This window comes from Geminicoccus roseus DSM 18922 (assembly GCF_000427665.1).
Classification (GTDB): Bacteria; Pseudomonadota; Alphaproteobacteria; order Geminicoccales; family Geminicoccaceae; genus Geminicoccus; species Geminicoccus roseus.
In genome coordinates, this window is sequence record NZ_KE386572.1 from 328,589 (window position 1) to 343,127 (window position 14,539).

The 14,539-nt window shown below is 70.1% G+C and carries 15 protein-coding genes and 1 pseudogene; 13 read left to right on the plus strand and 3 right to left on the minus strand.

The genetic code is table 11. From position 1 onward, the window contains the following. The 6 genes and pseudogenes from GEMRO_RS0102910 to GEMRO_RS35105 all read left to right on the plus strand — a co-directional run. Positions 1 to 795 carry an ABC transporter permease gene (locus GEMRO_RS0102910; protein ID WP_027132824.1) on the plus strand — a complete coding sequence of 265 codons (795 nt, stop codon included), beginning with the start codon at positions 1 to 3 and terminating at the stop codon, positions 793 to 795. Between the two features lie 131 nt (positions 796 to 926). Further along, positions 927 to 1,328 (plus strand): GlcG/HbpS family heme-binding protein, encoded by a 402-nt coding sequence (locus tag GEMRO_RS0102915; RefSeq protein WP_027132825.1) that lies wholly within the window; start codon positions 927 to 929, stop codon positions 1,326 to 1,328. Between the two features lie 59 nt (positions 1,329 to 1,387). Further along, positions 1,388 to 2,191 (plus strand): SDR family oxidoreductase, encoded by an 804-nt coding sequence (locus tag GEMRO_RS0102920; RefSeq protein WP_027132826.1) that lies wholly within the window; start codon positions 1,388 to 1,390, stop codon positions 2,189 to 2,191. 43 nt (positions 2,192 to 2,234) lie between these two features. Beyond that, positions 2,235 to 3,146: an SDR family NAD(P)-dependent oxidoreductase gene (locus GEMRO_RS0102925; protein ID WP_027132827.1), complete on the plus strand. Its 912-nt coding sequence runs from the start codon at positions 2,235 to 2,237 to the stop codon at positions 3,144 to 3,146. A gap of 27 nt (positions 3,147 to 3,173) precedes the next feature. Beyond that, a complete protein-coding gene (locus GEMRO_RS27150; protein ID WP_051328614.1) occupies positions 3,174 to 3,668 on the plus strand; it encodes a nuclear transport factor 2 family protein in 495 nt (164 codons plus the stop codon). Between the two features lie 753 nt (positions 3,669 to 4,421). After that, positions 4,422 to 4,685, plus strand: a pseudogene (locus GEMRO_RS35105) (helix-turn-helix domain-containing protein); the annotation flags it as partial. Between the two features lie 38 nt (positions 4,686 to 4,723). On the opposite strand, the gene GEMRO_RS0102940 reads toward GEMRO_RS35105, so the two are convergent. Then, the gene (locus tag GEMRO_RS0102940) at positions 4,724 to 6,028 is read right to left on the minus strand and encodes a PQQ-dependent sugar dehydrogenase (protein ID WP_027132829.1); all 1,305 of its coding nucleotides are present in this window, start codon (positions 6,026 to 6,028) and stop codon (positions 4,724 to 4,726) included. 154 nt (positions 6,029 to 6,182) lie between these two features. On the opposite strand from GEMRO_RS0102940, the gene GEMRO_RS0102945 reads away from it, so the two are divergent. From GEMRO_RS0102945 to GEMRO_RS27165, 6 genes are all read left to right on the plus strand, one after another. Next, a complete protein-coding gene (locus tag GEMRO_RS0102945) occupies positions 6,183 to 7,241 on the plus strand; it encodes an extracellular solute-binding protein (RefSeq protein WP_051328615.1) in 1,059 nt (352 codons plus the stop codon). After that, the gene (locus tag GEMRO_RS27155; RefSeq protein ID WP_051328616.1) at positions 7,238 to 7,795 is read left to right on the plus strand and encodes a regulatory protein RecX; all 558 of its coding nucleotides are present in this window, start codon (positions 7,238 to 7,240) and stop codon (positions 7,793 to 7,795) included. The genes GEMRO_RS0102945 and GEMRO_RS27155 overlap by 4 nt, the downstream gene beginning before the upstream one ends. Before the next feature lie 124 nt (positions 7,796 to 7,919). Continuing rightward, positions 7,920 to 9,431: a PQQ-like beta-propeller repeat protein gene (locus GEMRO_RS32275; protein WP_027132831.1), complete on the plus strand. Its 1,512-nt coding sequence runs from the start codon at positions 7,920 to 7,922 to the stop codon at positions 9,429 to 9,431. A 128-nt stretch (positions 9,432 to 9,559) separates the two neighbouring features. Beyond that, positions 9,560 to 10,459, plus strand: a complete 900-nt coding sequence (locus GEMRO_RS0102960; protein ID WP_027132832.1) for a nitrilase-related carbon-nitrogen hydrolase — start codon at positions 9,560 to 9,562, stop codon at positions 10,457 to 10,459. Further along, positions 10,456 to 11,487, plus strand: a complete 1,032-nt coding sequence (locus tag GEMRO_RS0102965; protein ID WP_027132833.1) for a histone deacetylase family protein — start codon at positions 10,456 to 10,458, stop codon at positions 11,485 to 11,487. The genes GEMRO_RS0102960 and GEMRO_RS0102965 overlap by 4 nt, the downstream gene beginning before the upstream one ends. A 125-nt stretch (positions 11,488 to 11,612) precedes the next feature. Next, positions 11,613 to 12,026: a BLUF domain-containing protein gene (locus GEMRO_RS27165; RefSeq protein WP_035484646.1), complete on the plus strand. Its 414-nt coding sequence runs from the start codon at positions 11,613 to 11,615 to the stop codon at positions 12,024 to 12,026. Between the two features lie 28 nt (positions 12,027 to 12,054). Here GEMRO_RS27165 and GEMRO_RS27170 read toward each other — a convergent pair whose 3' ends face one another. Further along, positions 12,055 to 12,927, minus strand: a complete 873-nt coding sequence (locus GEMRO_RS27170; RefSeq protein WP_051328617.1) for a metallophosphoesterase family protein — start codon at positions 12,925 to 12,927, stop codon at positions 12,055 to 12,057. Between the two features lie 217 nt (positions 12,928 to 13,144). Here GEMRO_RS27170 and GEMRO_RS27175 point away from each other — a divergent pair, with 217 nt between their 5' ends. Then, positions 13,145 to 13,879 (plus strand): glutathione S-transferase family protein, encoded by a 735-nt coding sequence (locus GEMRO_RS27175; protein WP_051328618.1) that lies wholly within the window; start codon positions 13,145 to 13,147, stop codon positions 13,877 to 13,879. A gap of 28 nt (positions 13,880 to 13,907) precedes the next feature. Here GEMRO_RS27175 and GEMRO_RS0102985 read toward each other — a convergent pair whose 3' ends face one another. Continuing rightward, positions 13,908 to 14,402, minus strand: a complete 495-nt coding sequence (locus GEMRO_RS0102985; protein WP_027132834.1) for an RT0821/Lpp0805 family surface protein — start codon at positions 14,400 to 14,402, stop codon at positions 13,908 to 13,910. Positions 14,403 to 14,539: the final 137 nt, after the last annotated feature.

The following is a 14,539-nucleotide window of genomic DNA, read 5'->3' on the forward strand; positions in this document are numbered from 1 at the left end:
ATGACCGACCCGGCCAAGAACCCGCTGTTCCGCTTTCCCGGCCTGAAGCCGGCGGCCTGGTTCTTCTTTTTGTTCCTCTACGCGCCGATCGTGGTGCTGCTGGCGCTGGCCTTCAACGACAACCAGCAGGCCACGATCTGGACCGGGTTCAGCACCCGCTGGTTCGGGATCGTGCTGAACAACGACGACCTGGTGCGCGCGTTCAAGAACTCGATCACGGTCGCCACCACCGCCACCCTGGCCGCCACGCTGATCGCGACCCTGGCGGCACTCGGCATGAACCGCGCGCGCTTTCCCGGCCAGGACGGCATCAACGCGCTGATCAGCCTGCCCCTGATCGTGCCGGAGATCGTCACCGCGGTGGCGACGCTGCTGTTCTTCATCATGCTGGGCTTTCCCCTGGGCCTCTCCACGGTGATCCTGGCGCACACCGTGTTCTGCATCCCCTTCGCCTACCTGCCGATCCGCGCGCGGCTGGAGGGCATGGACCCGCGCCTGGAGGAGGCCGCCCAGGACCTCTACGCCGACCGGCGCCGCACCTTCCTGCGGGTGGTCCTGCCCCAGCTCTGGCCGGGCATCATCTCCGGCGCGATGCTGGCCTTCATCATCAGCCTGGACGATTTCGTGATCACCTATTTCGTGGCGGGTGCCGGCGCCACCACCCTGCCGATCTACATCTTCGGCATGATCCGGATCGGGATCTCGCCGGAGGTCAACGCGGTCTCGGCGCTGATGCTGGCGGTCTCGATCCTGTTCGTCGCCGCGTCCTGGCTGGTCGGCCGGATCCGGCGCTGACGCGCTGGCCGGCGCGGCCCGGCAGCACTTTGCCGAACGATTGCGACAAAGGCCGAAATCCCGAGACAGCCTCCGCCTCCCGCAGCGCCTAGCCTGCGGCGGTCGGGGCTGATCCTCGGGAGAACCTGCCCATGATGACCACCCGCCGGGCCGACGACATCGTCGCGGCCGCCCGGGCGAGGGCCGCCGAGCTCGGGGTCGCGGTGAATGCCGCGGTCCTGGACGGCGGCGGCCATCTCAAGACCTTCTGCCGGATGGACGGCGCCGTGCTGGGCTCGATCGACGTCGCGATCCGCAAGGCGCGCACCGCCGTTTTGTTCGCGTGCCGCAGCGAGGCAGTCTGGGAATATTGCGCTCCCGGCGCGCCGGCGCCCGCCCTGGAACTCTCCAATGGCGGCCTCGCCCCGTTCGCCGGCGGCCTGCCGGTTCTGGCCCCGGACGGCACCCTGATCGGCGCCCTGGGCATTTCCGGCGGCACGGTCGACCAGGACCTGGACATCGCCAAGGCCGGCCTCGCCGCCTGCACGTTCTGACCCGCCCGCCAGCGGCCGCGCAACGTCGCGGGTCCGGCCGGCTGGCCTGAAGGAGCAACATCATGAAGACGATCCTGATCACCGGCGCCGGCTCCGGCTTTGGCGAAGCCGCCGCCCTCGGCATGGCCAGGAACGGCCACCGGGTCATCGCCACGGTGCAGGTCTCGCCGCAGGTCACGCCCTTGCGGGAGAAGGCGCGGGCGCTGGGCCTGGACAACCTGCGGGTGGAGCGGCTGGACCTGACCGATCCCTACGACATGGCCCAGGCCCAGCGGTTCGAGATCGACGTCCTCTGGAACAATGCCGGCATGGGCGAGGCCGGCCCGGTGTTCGAGATCCCGATCGACCTGGTGCGCCGCAACTACGAGGTGAACGTGTTCCTGCCCCTGGTCCTTACCCAGGGCTTCGTGCGCCGATGGATCGATGCCGGGAAGCAGGCCAAGATCGTGTTCACCTCGTCGATGGGCGGCCTGTTCACCCCGGCCAACTGGGGCGTCTACGTCTCCACCAAGCATGCCCTGGAATCGGTGGCGGAAGCGCTCCAGCAGGAGCTGAAGCCCCATGGCATCAAGGTGCAGACCATCAATCCCGGCGCCTTCTACACCGGCTACAACGAGACCATGGCCGACGCGCCGTTCCGCTGGCTGGACGACGCCCGCCACGTCACCCGGCGCGCGGAACTGCGCCGGGAGTTCGATTCCTTTCTGCAGGCGCCGGATGGCCACCTGGACGCCCGCGAGATGATCGAGCGGATGATCGAGATCGTGCCGGCCGACACCGGCAGGTTCCGCAACGTCGTGCCGAAAGCGACCGAGGACATGCTCCGCAGCCACCAGCTGGCGGCCTGGGACAACCCGATCTGAGCCCGGCCGGGCGCTGATCCGCCGGGTCCGCGGGGAGATGGTCATGCCCAGCAAGGTCATCGTCGTCACCGGCGCGTCCGGCAGGTTCGGCCGGCTGTCCGCCAGCGCCCTGGCCCAGGGCGGGCACACCGTCTACGCGGGCATGCGCGAAACCGCCGGCCGCAATGCCGGCCAGGCCCGCGAGGCGCGCCGGTACGCCAGGCGCCAGGGCGTCGACCTGCGCGTGGTCGAGCTCGACGTGCATGCGCAGGAATCGGTGGATGCCGGCGTCGCCGCCATCGTCGCCGCGCATGGCCGGATCGACGTGCTGGTGCACAGCGCCGGGCATGGCGCGTTCGGCCCGGCCGAGGCTTTCACCCCGGAGCAACTGGCCCGGCTGTTCGACGTCAACGTGGTCTCGGTGCAGCGGGTGAACCGGGCGGTCCTGCCGCACATGCGCCGCCAGCAACAGGGCCTGCTGGTCTGGGTGTCGTGCAGCAGCGTGGCCGGCGGCACCATGCCCTATCTTGCCGGGCATCTCGCGGCCAAGGCCGCCCTGGATGCGCTGGCGGTGCAATACGCCTGGGAGCTGGCGCGCTTCGGGATCGAGACCTCGATCATCGTCCCGGGCGTGTTCGCCTCCGGCCCCGACCGGCACGCCGCCGGCGGCGCCCCGGCCGATGAAGCCCGCGCTGCCGCCTACGAGAACGGGCCCTGTGCCGGCATGGACCGGCAGATCCGGAACGCGATCGGCCGGATCGCGCCGGAGGATGCCGACCCCGGCCAGGTGGCGGGAGCGGTTGCCTACGTGGTCGAGGCGCCGTTCGGCGAGCGGCCGTTCCGCGTCCATGTCGATCCCGGCGAGGACGGGGGTGCGGTGGCCTTTCCGGTCATCGACCGCATCCGCGACGAGATGCTGAAGCGCACCGGCTTCTCGGACCTGCTGAAGCCCGCGATCCACCTAGCTCACGAGTGACAACGCCGACCACGGGAGAACCTGCCCATGCGGACCTTCGCCACCCTCACCGTCCTCGCGGTCGCGACCCTTGCAGGAGAACCAGCCATGGCCCAGTCGGGCGACAGCGTCGAGGAGCGCAACAAGGCGATCGTCCAGGCGAGCTTCGACGCCTGGCATGCCGGGACCGGCAGCCCCTACGAGCTGCTGGCCGAGGATGCCAGCTGGACCATCACCGGCCACGCGGCGGTATCGAAAACCTACCCCGACCGGGAGGCTTTCCTCCGCGAGGTCATCCGGCCGTTCAACGCCCGCATGCGGGTCGGCCTGAAGCCGACGATCCGGCAGATCCATGCCGAGGGCGACACGGTGATCGTCCTGTTCGACGCCAGCGGCACCGCCCGCGATGGGGAGCCCTATGCGAACACCTATGCCTGGTTCCTCGCCATGCAGGACGGCAAGGTGCGGCAGGCCACGGCCTTCTTCGACAGCACCGTGTTCAACGCGTTCTGGGAACGGGTGGCGCCGAGGGCGGCGCCATAGCGCGCCCTCACCCCCCCATCCGCGCCCGCCTGGCGGGGCTGGCGCATGCCACGGTTTTCGGGCGTAATAGCCAATGTACGCAGCCTTTCGTGTCCGACGTGAAAGGTGGATCCCTTGGACGATCCTTGCCTCCCGGCCGGCGGGCCGTCCGGCGCGCCTTCCCTGCCGCGCGCGGCGTTCGAGGTCTGCAGCGGGGTGGTCGCGGGGCCGCTGCCGGCGATTGCCGAGCTGCCGGACCGCGACACCCTGATCACCACGCGATGGCCGCATCGCGAGATGCACCAGTTCATCCCGGCCCTGCCGGTCCATGGCATCGCCACCTATTATGGCATGCCCTCGCCGCGGACCTGGCGCTGCGGGAAGCTGCGCCTGGCGGGGACCGGGCGGACCGGCGCCATCACCGTCCTGCCAGCCGGCTGGGGTGGCGATTGGGACATCGAGGTCCCCTCGCCGCTTTCCTACGTGCTGCTGAGCGACCTCCGGCTCCAGGAGTTCGCGGAGCCGTTCACCCGCGGCCGGCGGGTGGAGATCGTGCCCCGCATCGCCGAGCCGGACCCGGTGGGCGCCCATGTCCTGCGCGCGCTCAGCCGCGAGGCGGCCAATTCCCGCCAGGCCGGGCGGCTGTTCGTGGAGCAGGCGCTGGACCTGCTCTGCCTGCATCTGGTGCGTGCCCATTCCGCGGCGGAACAGCTTGCAGCACCGCCCCCGCAGCGGGGATTGCCGCCCTGGCAGGTCCGGCGCGTCACCGCCCACATGACCGAGCGGCTGGACCAGAATATCGGCCTGGACGAGCTGGCGAAGCTCACCTCGTTGAGCCGCTCCCATTTCTGCACCGCGTTTCGCCACGCGACCGGACGCACGCCCCATGAATGGCTGACCCGGCTGCGCATGGACCGCGCCCGGCAGCTGCTCTCAAACAGCCGGGCGCGCATCATCGAGGTGGCCCTGGCGGTCGGCTACCAGACGCCCTCGGCCTTCGCCGCCGCCTTCCAGCGCCACACCGGCGTGACCCCCTCGGACTATCGCCGCGCCGCGTCGGGCAGCGTGCGCTCGCCCTATCCGGCGCCGGTCACCCGCCAGATCACGTCGCCCACGTCGTCCGCCACCAGCAGCGAGCCGTCGGGGCCGATCGTGACTCCCACCGGCCGGCCGTACGACTCCTTCTCGTCCGGGGCCAGGAACCCGGTCAGGATGTCGCGCAGCGGCCCCGACGGGCGTCCGTCCCTGAACGGCACGAACGCGACCTTGTAGCCGCTGAGCTTGCTGCGGTTCCAGGAGCCGTGCTGGCCGATCGCCATGCCCTCGGGAAAGCCCGGCAGGGTGCCGGCCGGCAGCCAGCAAAGGCCCAGCGACGCGGTGTGGCCGCCCAGCGCGTAGTCCGGGCGGATCGCCCGGGCGACCAGCGCCGGATCCTGCGGCACCCGGTCGTCGACCGTCTGTCCCCAGTAGCAGTAGGGCCAGCCGTAGAAGCCGCCGTCCTGCACCGAGGTCAGGTAGTCGGGCGGGGTCTCGTCGCCCAACCCGTCGCGCTCGTTGACCACCGTCCAGAGCTGGCCGGTGCCAGGCTCCCAGGCCATGCCGACCGGGTTGCGCAGGCCCGAGGCGAAGATCCGGATGGAGCCGCTGGCCACGTCGAACTCGTAGATCGCGGCCCGGCCCTCCTCGGCCTCCATGCCGTAGTCGCCGATATTGCTGAGCGAGCCCACGCCCACATAGAGCTTCGATCCGTCCGGGCTCGGCAGGAGGCTGCGGGTCCAGTGCCCGCCCGGCTTGAACTCGGCCAGCCGGCGGCCGGGAGCGGTGATCCTGCTGGCGCCGGCCTCGTAGGGGAAGGCCACCAGCCCGTCGGTGTTGCCGACGTAGAACGTGTCGCCCAAGAGCGCCATGCCGAACGGCTGCCTCTGCTGGTCCAGGAACACGTTGCGGGTCTCGGCCACGCCGTCGCCGTCCGCATCGCGCAGCCGGGTGATCCGGTTCGGGCTGGTGCCGGTGGCCGCGGCGCGCTGCATGGTGGTGACCATGGCGTAGTCGAAGGGCGAGCGGACCGGGTCGGGCAGGGTCAGCGCCTCGGCGGTGAGCACGTCGCCGTTGGGCAGCACCTGGATCCAGCGCGGGTGCTTCAGCCCGGCGGCGAACGCGTTGACCTTGAGGCCGGGCGCCGCCACCGGCGTCTGCCCCTCCTTCCAGCCGCGGGCGGTGGGCATCTTGAGCGTCGGGATCTTGCCCTGGGGCCTGGCCGCCGGGATGGCCGGCTCGCTGCCGGTCGCCTGCGGGTAGGCCGGATCGTTGCGGTGCCGCAGCAGGATCGTGCCGGCGCCGATCATCGCGACAGCACGGCCGAACAGGCCGGACAGACTCATGGCTTTCCCCTCATTGCTCGCGGGCGACGCTAGCCAATGCCGGCGCCGGTTGGAACCGGCATCGGCCAGGAACCCGCTTCCTTCCCACCGCATCCCCCGCCAAGATCGCGCTCCTTGGACCAAGACCAGCGCCCCTGGGAGGGAGCCCCGCCAAATGAAGAAGCTTGTGCTTGGAAAGATCGTGACGGCCACCGCGGTCGCGACCTGCGTGATCGGGGGCGCCACCGGTGCCGCCCGGGCGGATACGGTCAACTTCTACAACTGGACCAACTATTTCCCGCCCGAACTGTTGAAGAAGTTCGAGGAGGAGACCGGCACCACCGTGGTGCTGGACGTGTACGATTCCAACGAGACCCTCCTGGCCAAGCTCCAGGCCGGGGCGGCCGGCTACGACATCGTGGTACCCACCGACTACATGGTGCCCACCATGGTCGAGGCCGACCTGCTGGAGCCGTTCGACGCCTCCACGCTGGAAGGCTTCTCCAACATCCAGGAGGCCTTCGCCGATCCCTGGTTCGATCCCGGCCGCAAGTACAGCGTGCCCTACATGTGGGGCACCACCGGCTTCAGCTATGACAGCGCCAGGGTGCCGGGCGGCCAGCTGGAGGAGAGCTGGAAGTCGTTCTTCGAGCCGCCGGAGGAGCTGCGCGGCCAGGTGGCGGCGCTCAACGACGAGGTCGAGCTCTGGAACGCGGCCGCCTACTCCCTGGGCCTGGACGTGTGCAGCGAATCCGCCGACGACGCCAAGGCGATCCTGGAGGTGCTGGAGAAGCAGAAGCCGATGCTGGCCATGTACCAGTCGGACGGCACCATCGAGCGGATGATCGCCAAGGAGGTGATCATGCACCAGCAGTGGAACGGTGCTGCCCACCGCACCAAGGAGAAGCTGCCCACCGCCGTCTACGTGTACCCCAAGGAGGGCATCACGATGTGGCAGGACAATTTCGTGATCCCGAAGTCGGCCACCAACAAGGAAGGGGCGAAGAAGTTCCTGGCCTGGGTGATGAAGCCGGAGAACATCGCGCAGGCTTCCAACTATACCGGCTACAACAACGCGATCGAGGGTTCCGCCGAGCACATGGACGAGGCGCTCAGCGACGACCCGGCGGTGGTGATGCCGGACGAGTATGCCGACCGGCTCAAGCCCGCGCGCGAGTGCTCGGAAAAGACCCGCGACCTGCGCAACAGGGTGTTCACGCGCCTGAAGAAGTGAGCGATCCCGCGACCGACCCGGACGAGGCCAAGCTCGTCCGGGAGCTGTTCACCGCCGGGCTGCGCTACCTGGCCCGGATCTCGGCCAGCCGCGCCTCGGTGCGCCGGGTCCTTTTGCGCAAGCTCATGAAGCTGCGCCCGCCGGAGCCGGATGCCCTGCCGGGCGAGATCGACGAGCGCCCGGTGGACGCCGCGATCGAGCGGCTGGCCGAGCTCGGCTATGTGGACGACGCCGCGTTCGCCCGCGGCCGCCAGCGCAGCCTGGTCGGCCGCGGCGTTTCCCGGCTGGGCATCCGCCACCGCATGGCGCGCCAGGGCGTCGACCGCGAGACCGTGGAAAGGGCGTTCGAGGCGGTGGCCGAGGAGATCGAGGATCCCGAGGCCACCGCGGCTGCCGCCTTCGTGCGCAAGCGGCGGCTGGGCTGGCGCCGCCCGGAGGAAGCCCGGGCGGAGCACCACCGCGCCGACCTGGCCCGGCTGATGCGCCAGGGCTTTCCCGCCGACGTCGCGCGCCAGGCCCTGGACGGGCCGCCCGAGCCGGACGAGGACGGCTAGCGCCGCAGGGGTGATCCCGATCACCCGAACCCCGCCGGCGCCATGCCATCCAGAAATCCTGCAAGCCGATCCCCGCGATGATGCGACAGCCCGTCCGTCACCGGCCCGGCCAGGAGCAGGTGTCATGGCCATCCATGTTCGATGTGCTGAGATCGCCCGGCATTGCGCGACCCGGGCGACGCGGACGCTGCGTTCGGCGTCCCTTGCGCTGATCCTGGCGATCCCGGCCCAGGCCGGCACCTGGGACCACGGCCATGGGGATGCGACCAACAGCGGCTTTGCCGACGTGGTCACCAAGCCGGCGCTGCGGCCGAGCGTGCTGGTGCCCGACATCGGCACCTATGCGCCGGGCGCCGGGCCGGTGCTCGGCCCGGACGGCACGGTGTACTTAGGCAACCAGCAGGGCGAGCTGCGGGCGCTGCGCCCGGACGGCAGCCTCGCCTGGATGCGCAAGCTCAACCATGGCGAGGCGATCCTGGCCTCGCCGGTGGTCGACACCGACGGCTCGATCTACGTGGTCGGGTCCAGGACCTACCGGGACCATCGGGTGAGCCCGGCGGTGAGGCGTTCCGATTCGACCCTCTACCGCTTCGTGCCGGGCGGCGGCCTTTTATGGGTGCGGCCGTTCCCGGAGCGCTTCCTGGGCGCCAGCCAGCAGGGCAGCCGGGGTGCGACCAGCGCCTCGCCCAACATCTGGCGCCGCGGCAGCGACGCCGCGGTGATGATCCCGGTGACCTACAAGGCGATCGGCGGGGTGCAGCTGCGCCTTTTGGCCTTCTCGCTGCAGGGCGCGCTGCTGAACGACCACCTGGTCACCCACCATGCCTACACCGTCACCGGCGGCGCCGGAGAGTTCTGGAGCGATGTCGGCTGCATCCTGACCTTCTGCTATCTGGTTCCCGGCTTCTCCATCAGCGCCTCGCCGGGCGACCCGGCCGACCTCCTGCCGGCCGACACGACCGCGCCGATGGCCGGGCTCGCGATCTTCACCTTCGCCGGCGGCGGCACGCCCTGGATCATCGTCAACGATCCCTGGCAGGCGACGATCGGCCATGTCTATGCGCCGGGCCAGGGCTTCCTGGAACTGTTCCGCAAGACCAACGCGAGCAGCTACGCGACCACGCCGATGGTGCTTCCCGACGGGCATTCCGTCACCGGCACCGCGGTGAGCGGAAGCTATGGCTCCAGGCTGACCTTTGCCGGCCCGAACGGCCAGGCCTGGCCCGCCCTCGACCTGCCCGGATTCGGCATCTACGGCACGCCCGCGCGCACCGCCGACGGCCGGATCGTCGCCGTGGACCGTTCCGGCAAGGTGTCGGTCGTGCAGAACGCGGCGGTGGCGGCGTCGGTTTTGCTGAAAAGCGCCACGATCGCGCCGGCCGCGGTGTCCCGCAACCACCTGTTCGTTTCCACCGCCGGCGGCTTCCATACCCTGGATGCGGCCAGCCTGGTCCCGCTGGGCCGGGTCAGCTGGGTGGGCGGCGGCCTCTCCTCGCCGGCGATCGGCGCGGATGGGCGGGTCTATGCCCTGGCCAGCAACACGCTGTTCGGCTGGCCCGGGCCAGCGCGGACCTGCGCGATCCGGAGCTGCGGCGCGCTGCCGGACAAGGTCGCCACGATCGGTGCCAGAAGCTGATCCGCAAAAGCCGCCTCGACCCGACGGGCGTCCCGAACGGCAGGACGCCCCACCCCCTCGCGGGTGCTTTTGTCGTGCTCGCCGGCCAGCTATAGCGGGCGCCGTCGTCCAGCTGGCGGGAGAGCAATTTGGAACGGATCGGCCTGGCCCTTTGGGCCTATGACGCGAGCGACCTGCCGGCCGATCTCGACGCCCTGGCGGATCGGATCGACCGGAAGATGGCGGAAGTCGCCCAGGCCGGCGCCTCGATCCTGGTGCTGCCGGAGTGGAACGTCGAGCAGACCCTGTGCTGGGCGGAGAACCCGCCGGCACCGATGGCCGAGCCCGGCTTCATGGCCGAGACCGGGGCCGCCCTGCTCGCCCGCGTCCGCCATTTGCCGGCCAAGCACGACGTGGCGCTCCTGGCCGGCACCTGGTCGGCCCGCCCGTTGAGCGGCTCGGGCATGGTCAACCGCGCGCACATGATCTTCCCGGACGGGACCCTGCACACCCAGGACAAGCTCTGCCTGGTGCCCTCGGAGAAGGACCCGGCCGACTGGGCGCTGTTCACCGGCTCGGTGGTCAAGGTGGTGCGCTGGCGCGGCCTGCGCATCGCGATCCTGATCTGCCTGGACGTGGAGCTGCCCGCGGTGGCGGCAAGGCTGGCCAAGGCCGACATCGACCTGTTGTTGGTGCCCTCCAACACCGCCAAGCGCTCCGGCTACCACCGGGTGTTCGGCTGCGCCAAGGCGCGCGGGATCGAGCTGGGCGCCCTGGTCGGCGTGGTCGGCTGCGTCGGCACGGTGCCCCTGGAGGTGCCGCGCACCAACTATAGCGGCGCTGCCGTGTTCGGCCCCTGCGAGGCCATGTTCGGCGATACCGGCGTGTTCGGCTGGCTGGAGCCGCGCGACCAGGGCGGCGACGTGCTGATCGCCCGCGACCTGCCGGTGGCCGAGATCCGCCGGCGCCGCCGGGAGGGCTTCGAGGTCTGGCCCGGCCCCTGGTCCGACGAGCATGTCGCGTTCGAGGAAGTGGAGATCGGCGGATGAGGACCATCTACAGCCCCGATCACGCGCGCCACCACGGCAACTCGGAACTGATCGACGGCAAGCTGCAGCCCTGCTTCGAGAAGCCGGAGCGCGCCCACCTGATCCGCGCCCGGGTCGAGGCGGTGGATCTCGGGCCGATCGAGCCGCCGGCCGAGTTCGGCCTGGGCCCGATCCGCCGGGTGCACCGGCCGGACTACGTGGCCTTCCTGGAGAGCGCCTGGAGCGAGTGGACCGCCGTGCATGGCGAGTACGACGCCCTGCCGCTGGTCTGGCCGACGCCCGGCCTGCGCCGGGTCCTGCCCGAGGCGATCGACGGCAGGCTCGGCTACTACGCGATCGACGCCGGCACCCCGATCACCGCCGGCACCTGGACCGCGATCCGCGCCTCCGCCAACGTCGCCCTGACCGGTGCCGCCGCCATCGCGAACGGCAGCGAGCAGGCGATCTTCTCGCTTTGCCGCCCGCCCGGCCACCATGCCGGCAGCGATTTCTTCGGCGGCTACTGCTACTTCAACAATGCCGCGATCGCCGCCCAGCACCTGCGCGACCAGGGTGCCGCCCGGGTGGCGATCCTGGATGTCGACTACCATCACGGCAACGGCACCCAGGAAATCTTCTACGACCGCGCCGACATGCTGGTGGTCAACATCCACGCCGACCCGAAGCAGGAGTTCCCCTACTTCCTGGGCCATGCCGACGAGACCGGTGCTGGCGAGGGCGAAGGCTTCAACCTCAACCTGCCGCTGCGCTGGGGCGCCGGGTGGGAGCCCTGGAGCGAGGCGCTGGAGGAAGGCTGCCGCCGGGTGGCGGCCTTTGCGCCGGACGCGCTGGTGGTTTCCTTAGGCGTCGACACGTTCAAGCAGGACCCGATCTCGCAGTTCCGCCTGGAGACGGCGCACTTCCCCCTGATCGGCCAGCGCCTCCGCCAGCTCGGGCTGCCCACCCAGTTCGTCATGGAGGGCGGCTACGCGGTGGAGGAGATCGGGGTGAACGCGGTGGGCGTGCTGGAAGGGTTCAAGGACGCCTAGCGCCATTCGCACCTGGCCGATGCGACGAATCGCCTGTCCGGGGGCATGGCCATTGCTGGCGGTGCTGCCGCGGTCCAGTTCCTCATCAGGCAGATTTCCGATTCTATCGTCCAGCAGAAGCGATCATGACCGAGCAGGTTCTACGCACCATCTACACTTCTGCTGCGGACCAGGACCTCGTTGAACAGGACCTCGTCTCGATCCTGGAGGTCTCCCGGCACAACAATGCCCGGCGGGGCATCACCGGCGCGCTTGCCTTCCACGACCACCAGTTCATCCAGATCCTCGAAGGTCCTCCCGGACTGGTCGAGGAGTTGCTCGGCACGATCAACGCGGATTCCCGCCATGGCGACCTGATGGTGCTCGATCGCAGCCCGGTCGACGAGCGGATCTTCCCGGAGTGGTCGATGGGGTGGCTGCGCAGCTCCGATCTCGCCCAGGCGGGATTCGACCCCCTGATCCTCCAGCTGAAGGACACGCCCAGCGCCAAGGTCAACATCATGCTGAAAGTGTTCCGCGAGGTCGTCAGCCTGAACTGACCGCGACCCGCGGGCGGCAGCCGCAAGCTCATCCGGCCATGGCCGGCTCCCGGTGCAGCATCGCCTGGCGCGGCGGCGGGGCGTAGGGCGCCAGCCAAGGATGCTGGCCCGACGCGCGGAACGGCAGGCGCAGGTGGAAGGGATCGCGGCCGCGCACCGCCAGCTCGAACATCCCGTCTTTGATCTGCAGGTCGGCAAAGCAGCCACTGGGACCGGGCGGGGTGGTGAAGCTCTCGGTGAGCGACTGGATCGTGACGAAGGGGATGCCGCCGACCATGGTGACGCTGTTCCAGTGGACATGGCCGGACAGCCAGAGCGCCACCCTGCCGCTGGCCAGGGCAACCCGGCGGATCTCGGCATGGTCCGGCAGGGTGGCGAAGCCGGGATTGTTCTCGAAGTAGTAGTTGCCGGTCATCGCCTGGCCGGACACCGGCACGTGCGAGACGACCACCGCCGGCTTGTCCGATTCCGTCAGGGCCGCCGCCAGCCAGGGCAGGCTGGCGGTCCGGGCCGCGAACCCGCCGGCGCGCACGGTCATGTCCGGCTGCCAGACCACGATCCGGCACGGGTCGAGCTCGACCACGCGGCTGTGCACCGGGCTGGCGAGGATCTCGGCATTGTCGGCCGGGCTCAGATGGCCGACATCGTGGTTGCCCAGCAGATGGATGCGGTGGCAGCGCAGGGAGCCGAGCCTAGCGGCGACCTCCACCAGGTTGCGCCGGTCGGTGGAGAGGTCGACGTCGCTGATGCGGTCGCCCAGGTCCAGCAGCACGTCCGGCTGGGTGACCCTGGCGAAGTCGATCACGTGGCGCAGCAGGTCCACCGCCTGCCCGCCCTTCTTGGTGGGCGAATCCGGTCCGCAATGGACGTCCGCGACGATGCAAAGGCGGGTGTGGCTCATGCCCGTCTCCCAAGAAGCGCTGGGTCCTGATCCTGGCTAGCGTCCGGACGGCCACAGTTCAACTACAGGTTGATGACGATACGATGCGCACGCCTGGATAGCGGGATGAACGCCACGCCCGGCGGACGCCTCGCCGCCCCCTTGACCGGCCCGCCCGGACCGGCGGATGGTCGGCTGCTCCCGTCCCGGCAGGAACATGGGAGCGGGAGGCTTTTCGATGGCGCTGACGCTGTTCTCCTATCCCGGCCTGTTCGGCCTGTCGGACAACAACCCCTATGGCCTCAAGGTCGCGACCTTCCTCAAGCTCTGCCGCCTGCCGTTCCGGCACGAGCATATCCTCGACGCCAGCACCGCACCGCGCGGGCAGCTGCCCTTCCTGGACGATGACGGGGTGGTGGTCGGCGACAGCGACGCGATCATCGCCCACCTGACCCGGAAATTCGACCTGGCGATCGACCGCGGCCTCACCCCGGAGCAGCGCCGCACCGACCTCCTGGTCCGCCGGATGCTGGACGATCTCTACTGGGTGATGTCCTATTCCCGCTGGCGCGACGACCGGTTCTGGCCGGCCTTCCGCGACGCGTTCCTCGCCTACCATCCGCAGGTCGAGGCGGCGCTCCTGGAAGGAGCGCGCAGCTACAACTTCCAGCGCTACCACCACCAGGGCATCGGCCGCTTCGAGCCGGAGGCGGCCTATGAGCGGGGCCTGCGCGACCTGGAGGCGCTGGCGGGGCTCCTGGGCGACGGGCCGTTCATGTTCGGCCAGGATGTCCACGGCCTGGACGCGACCGTGCACGGATTTCTCGCCAACATCTATTTCTACGAGATCGACACGCCGCTGAGGCAGGCGGTGCAGGCGGCGCCGAACCTGGCGGCGCACTGCCACGACCTGCGCGCGCTGGCGGCGCAGGGCCTGACCAGCGCCGCCGGCGCACGCGCCGGAGTTCGCTAGGCGACCCGGCAACCGCTCCCTACGGGCTTCAGCCCATGATCCGCCAGGTGCCGTCCGCCTGCCGGCAGGCGGAGCCGCGGCCGGTCTCCGGACGGCCGTCGACATAGATGGTCGTCTCGAAGTCCCGGCAGTCGCGGCCGTTCGTCTGGTAGGTGCGCACCGGCGTGGTGTAGCCGTAATTGCCGCTGTCCGGGTTGGTCCAGGAGGCTGGCGTGCCGGAGCGGTTGTATTCCAGGGCGTTGTTGGTGGCGTAGCCGGCATATTGCTGGTCGGCGCTGTCCAGGGAGGTGCCGATCGAGTTGCCGATCATCGCCCCCAGCAGGGTGCCCACGGCGGTGTAGACGAAGCCGCGGTCGCCGCTGGCGTTCTTGCCGATGGCCGCTCCCAGGAGGCCGCCACCCGCACCGCCCAGCACGGTGCCCATGGTCGCCTTCGGGTTGTCGGCGTAGAGATTGTAGCTGGGCCCGCTCGAGCAGGCGGCGAGCGAGCCGGCCAGTACGAGGGCGGCCAGGGTTCTGCGCATCGGGTTCCTCCATGCGGCGGCGGGGGGTCGCCGGCAGCTTCGGCATGATTTCGGGCGATCCTAGCCGATCCAGCCTGAACGAAGCCTGTCAGATCCGCGGCAACTGGGCTGCAACCGGTGCTTGCCGTGCGTCGCCG

Bases quoted from the DNA above. Each gene is read 5' to 3' on its own strand.
- GEMRO_RS0102985 (WP_027132834.1), bottom strand. From the start codon at position 14,402: ATGCGCAGAACCCTGGCCGCCCTCGTACTGGCCGGCTCGCTCGCCGCC.
- GEMRO_RS0102915 (WP_027132825.1), top strand. From the start codon at position 927: ATGATGACCACCCGCCGGGCCGACGACATCGTCGCGGCCGCCCGGGCG.
- GEMRO_RS27170 (WP_051328617.1), bottom strand. From the start codon at position 12,927: ATGAGCCACACCCGCCTTTGCATCGTCGCGGACGTCCATTGCGGACCG.
- GEMRO_RS27175 (WP_051328618.1), top strand. From the start codon at position 13,145: ATGGCGCTGACGCTGTTCTCCTATCCCGGCCTGTTCGGCCTGTCGGAC.
- GEMRO_RS0102940 (WP_027132829.1), bottom strand. From the start codon at position 6,028: ATGAGTCTGTCCGGCCTGTTCGGCCGTGCTGTCGCGATGATCGGCGCC.
- GEMRO_RS0102910 (WP_027132824.1), top strand. From the start codon at position 1: ATGACCGACCCGGCCAAGAACCCGCTGTTCCGCTTTCCCGGCCTGAAG.
- GEMRO_RS0102945 (WP_051328615.1), top strand. From the start codon at position 6,183: ATGAAGAAGCTTGTGCTTGGAAAGATCGTGACGGCCACCGCGGTCGCG.
- GEMRO_RS27150 (WP_051328614.1), top strand. From the start codon at position 3,174: ATGCGGACCTTCGCCACCCTCACCGTCCTCGCGGTCGCGACCCTTGCA.
- GEMRO_RS0102925 (WP_027132827.1), top strand. From the start codon at position 2,235: ATGCCCAGCAAGGTCATCGTCGTCACCGGCGCGTCCGGCAGGTTCGGC.
- GEMRO_RS0102965 (WP_027132833.1), top strand. From the start codon at position 10,456: ATGAGGACCATCTACAGCCCCGATCACGCGCGCCACCACGGCAACTCG.
- GEMRO_RS32275 (WP_027132831.1), top strand. From the start codon at position 7,920: ATGGCCATCCATGTTCGATGTGCTGAGATCGCCCGGCATTGCGCGACC.
- GEMRO_RS27165 (WP_035484646.1), top strand. From the start codon at position 11,613: ATGACCGAGCAGGTTCTACGCACCATCTACACTTCTGCTGCGGACCAG.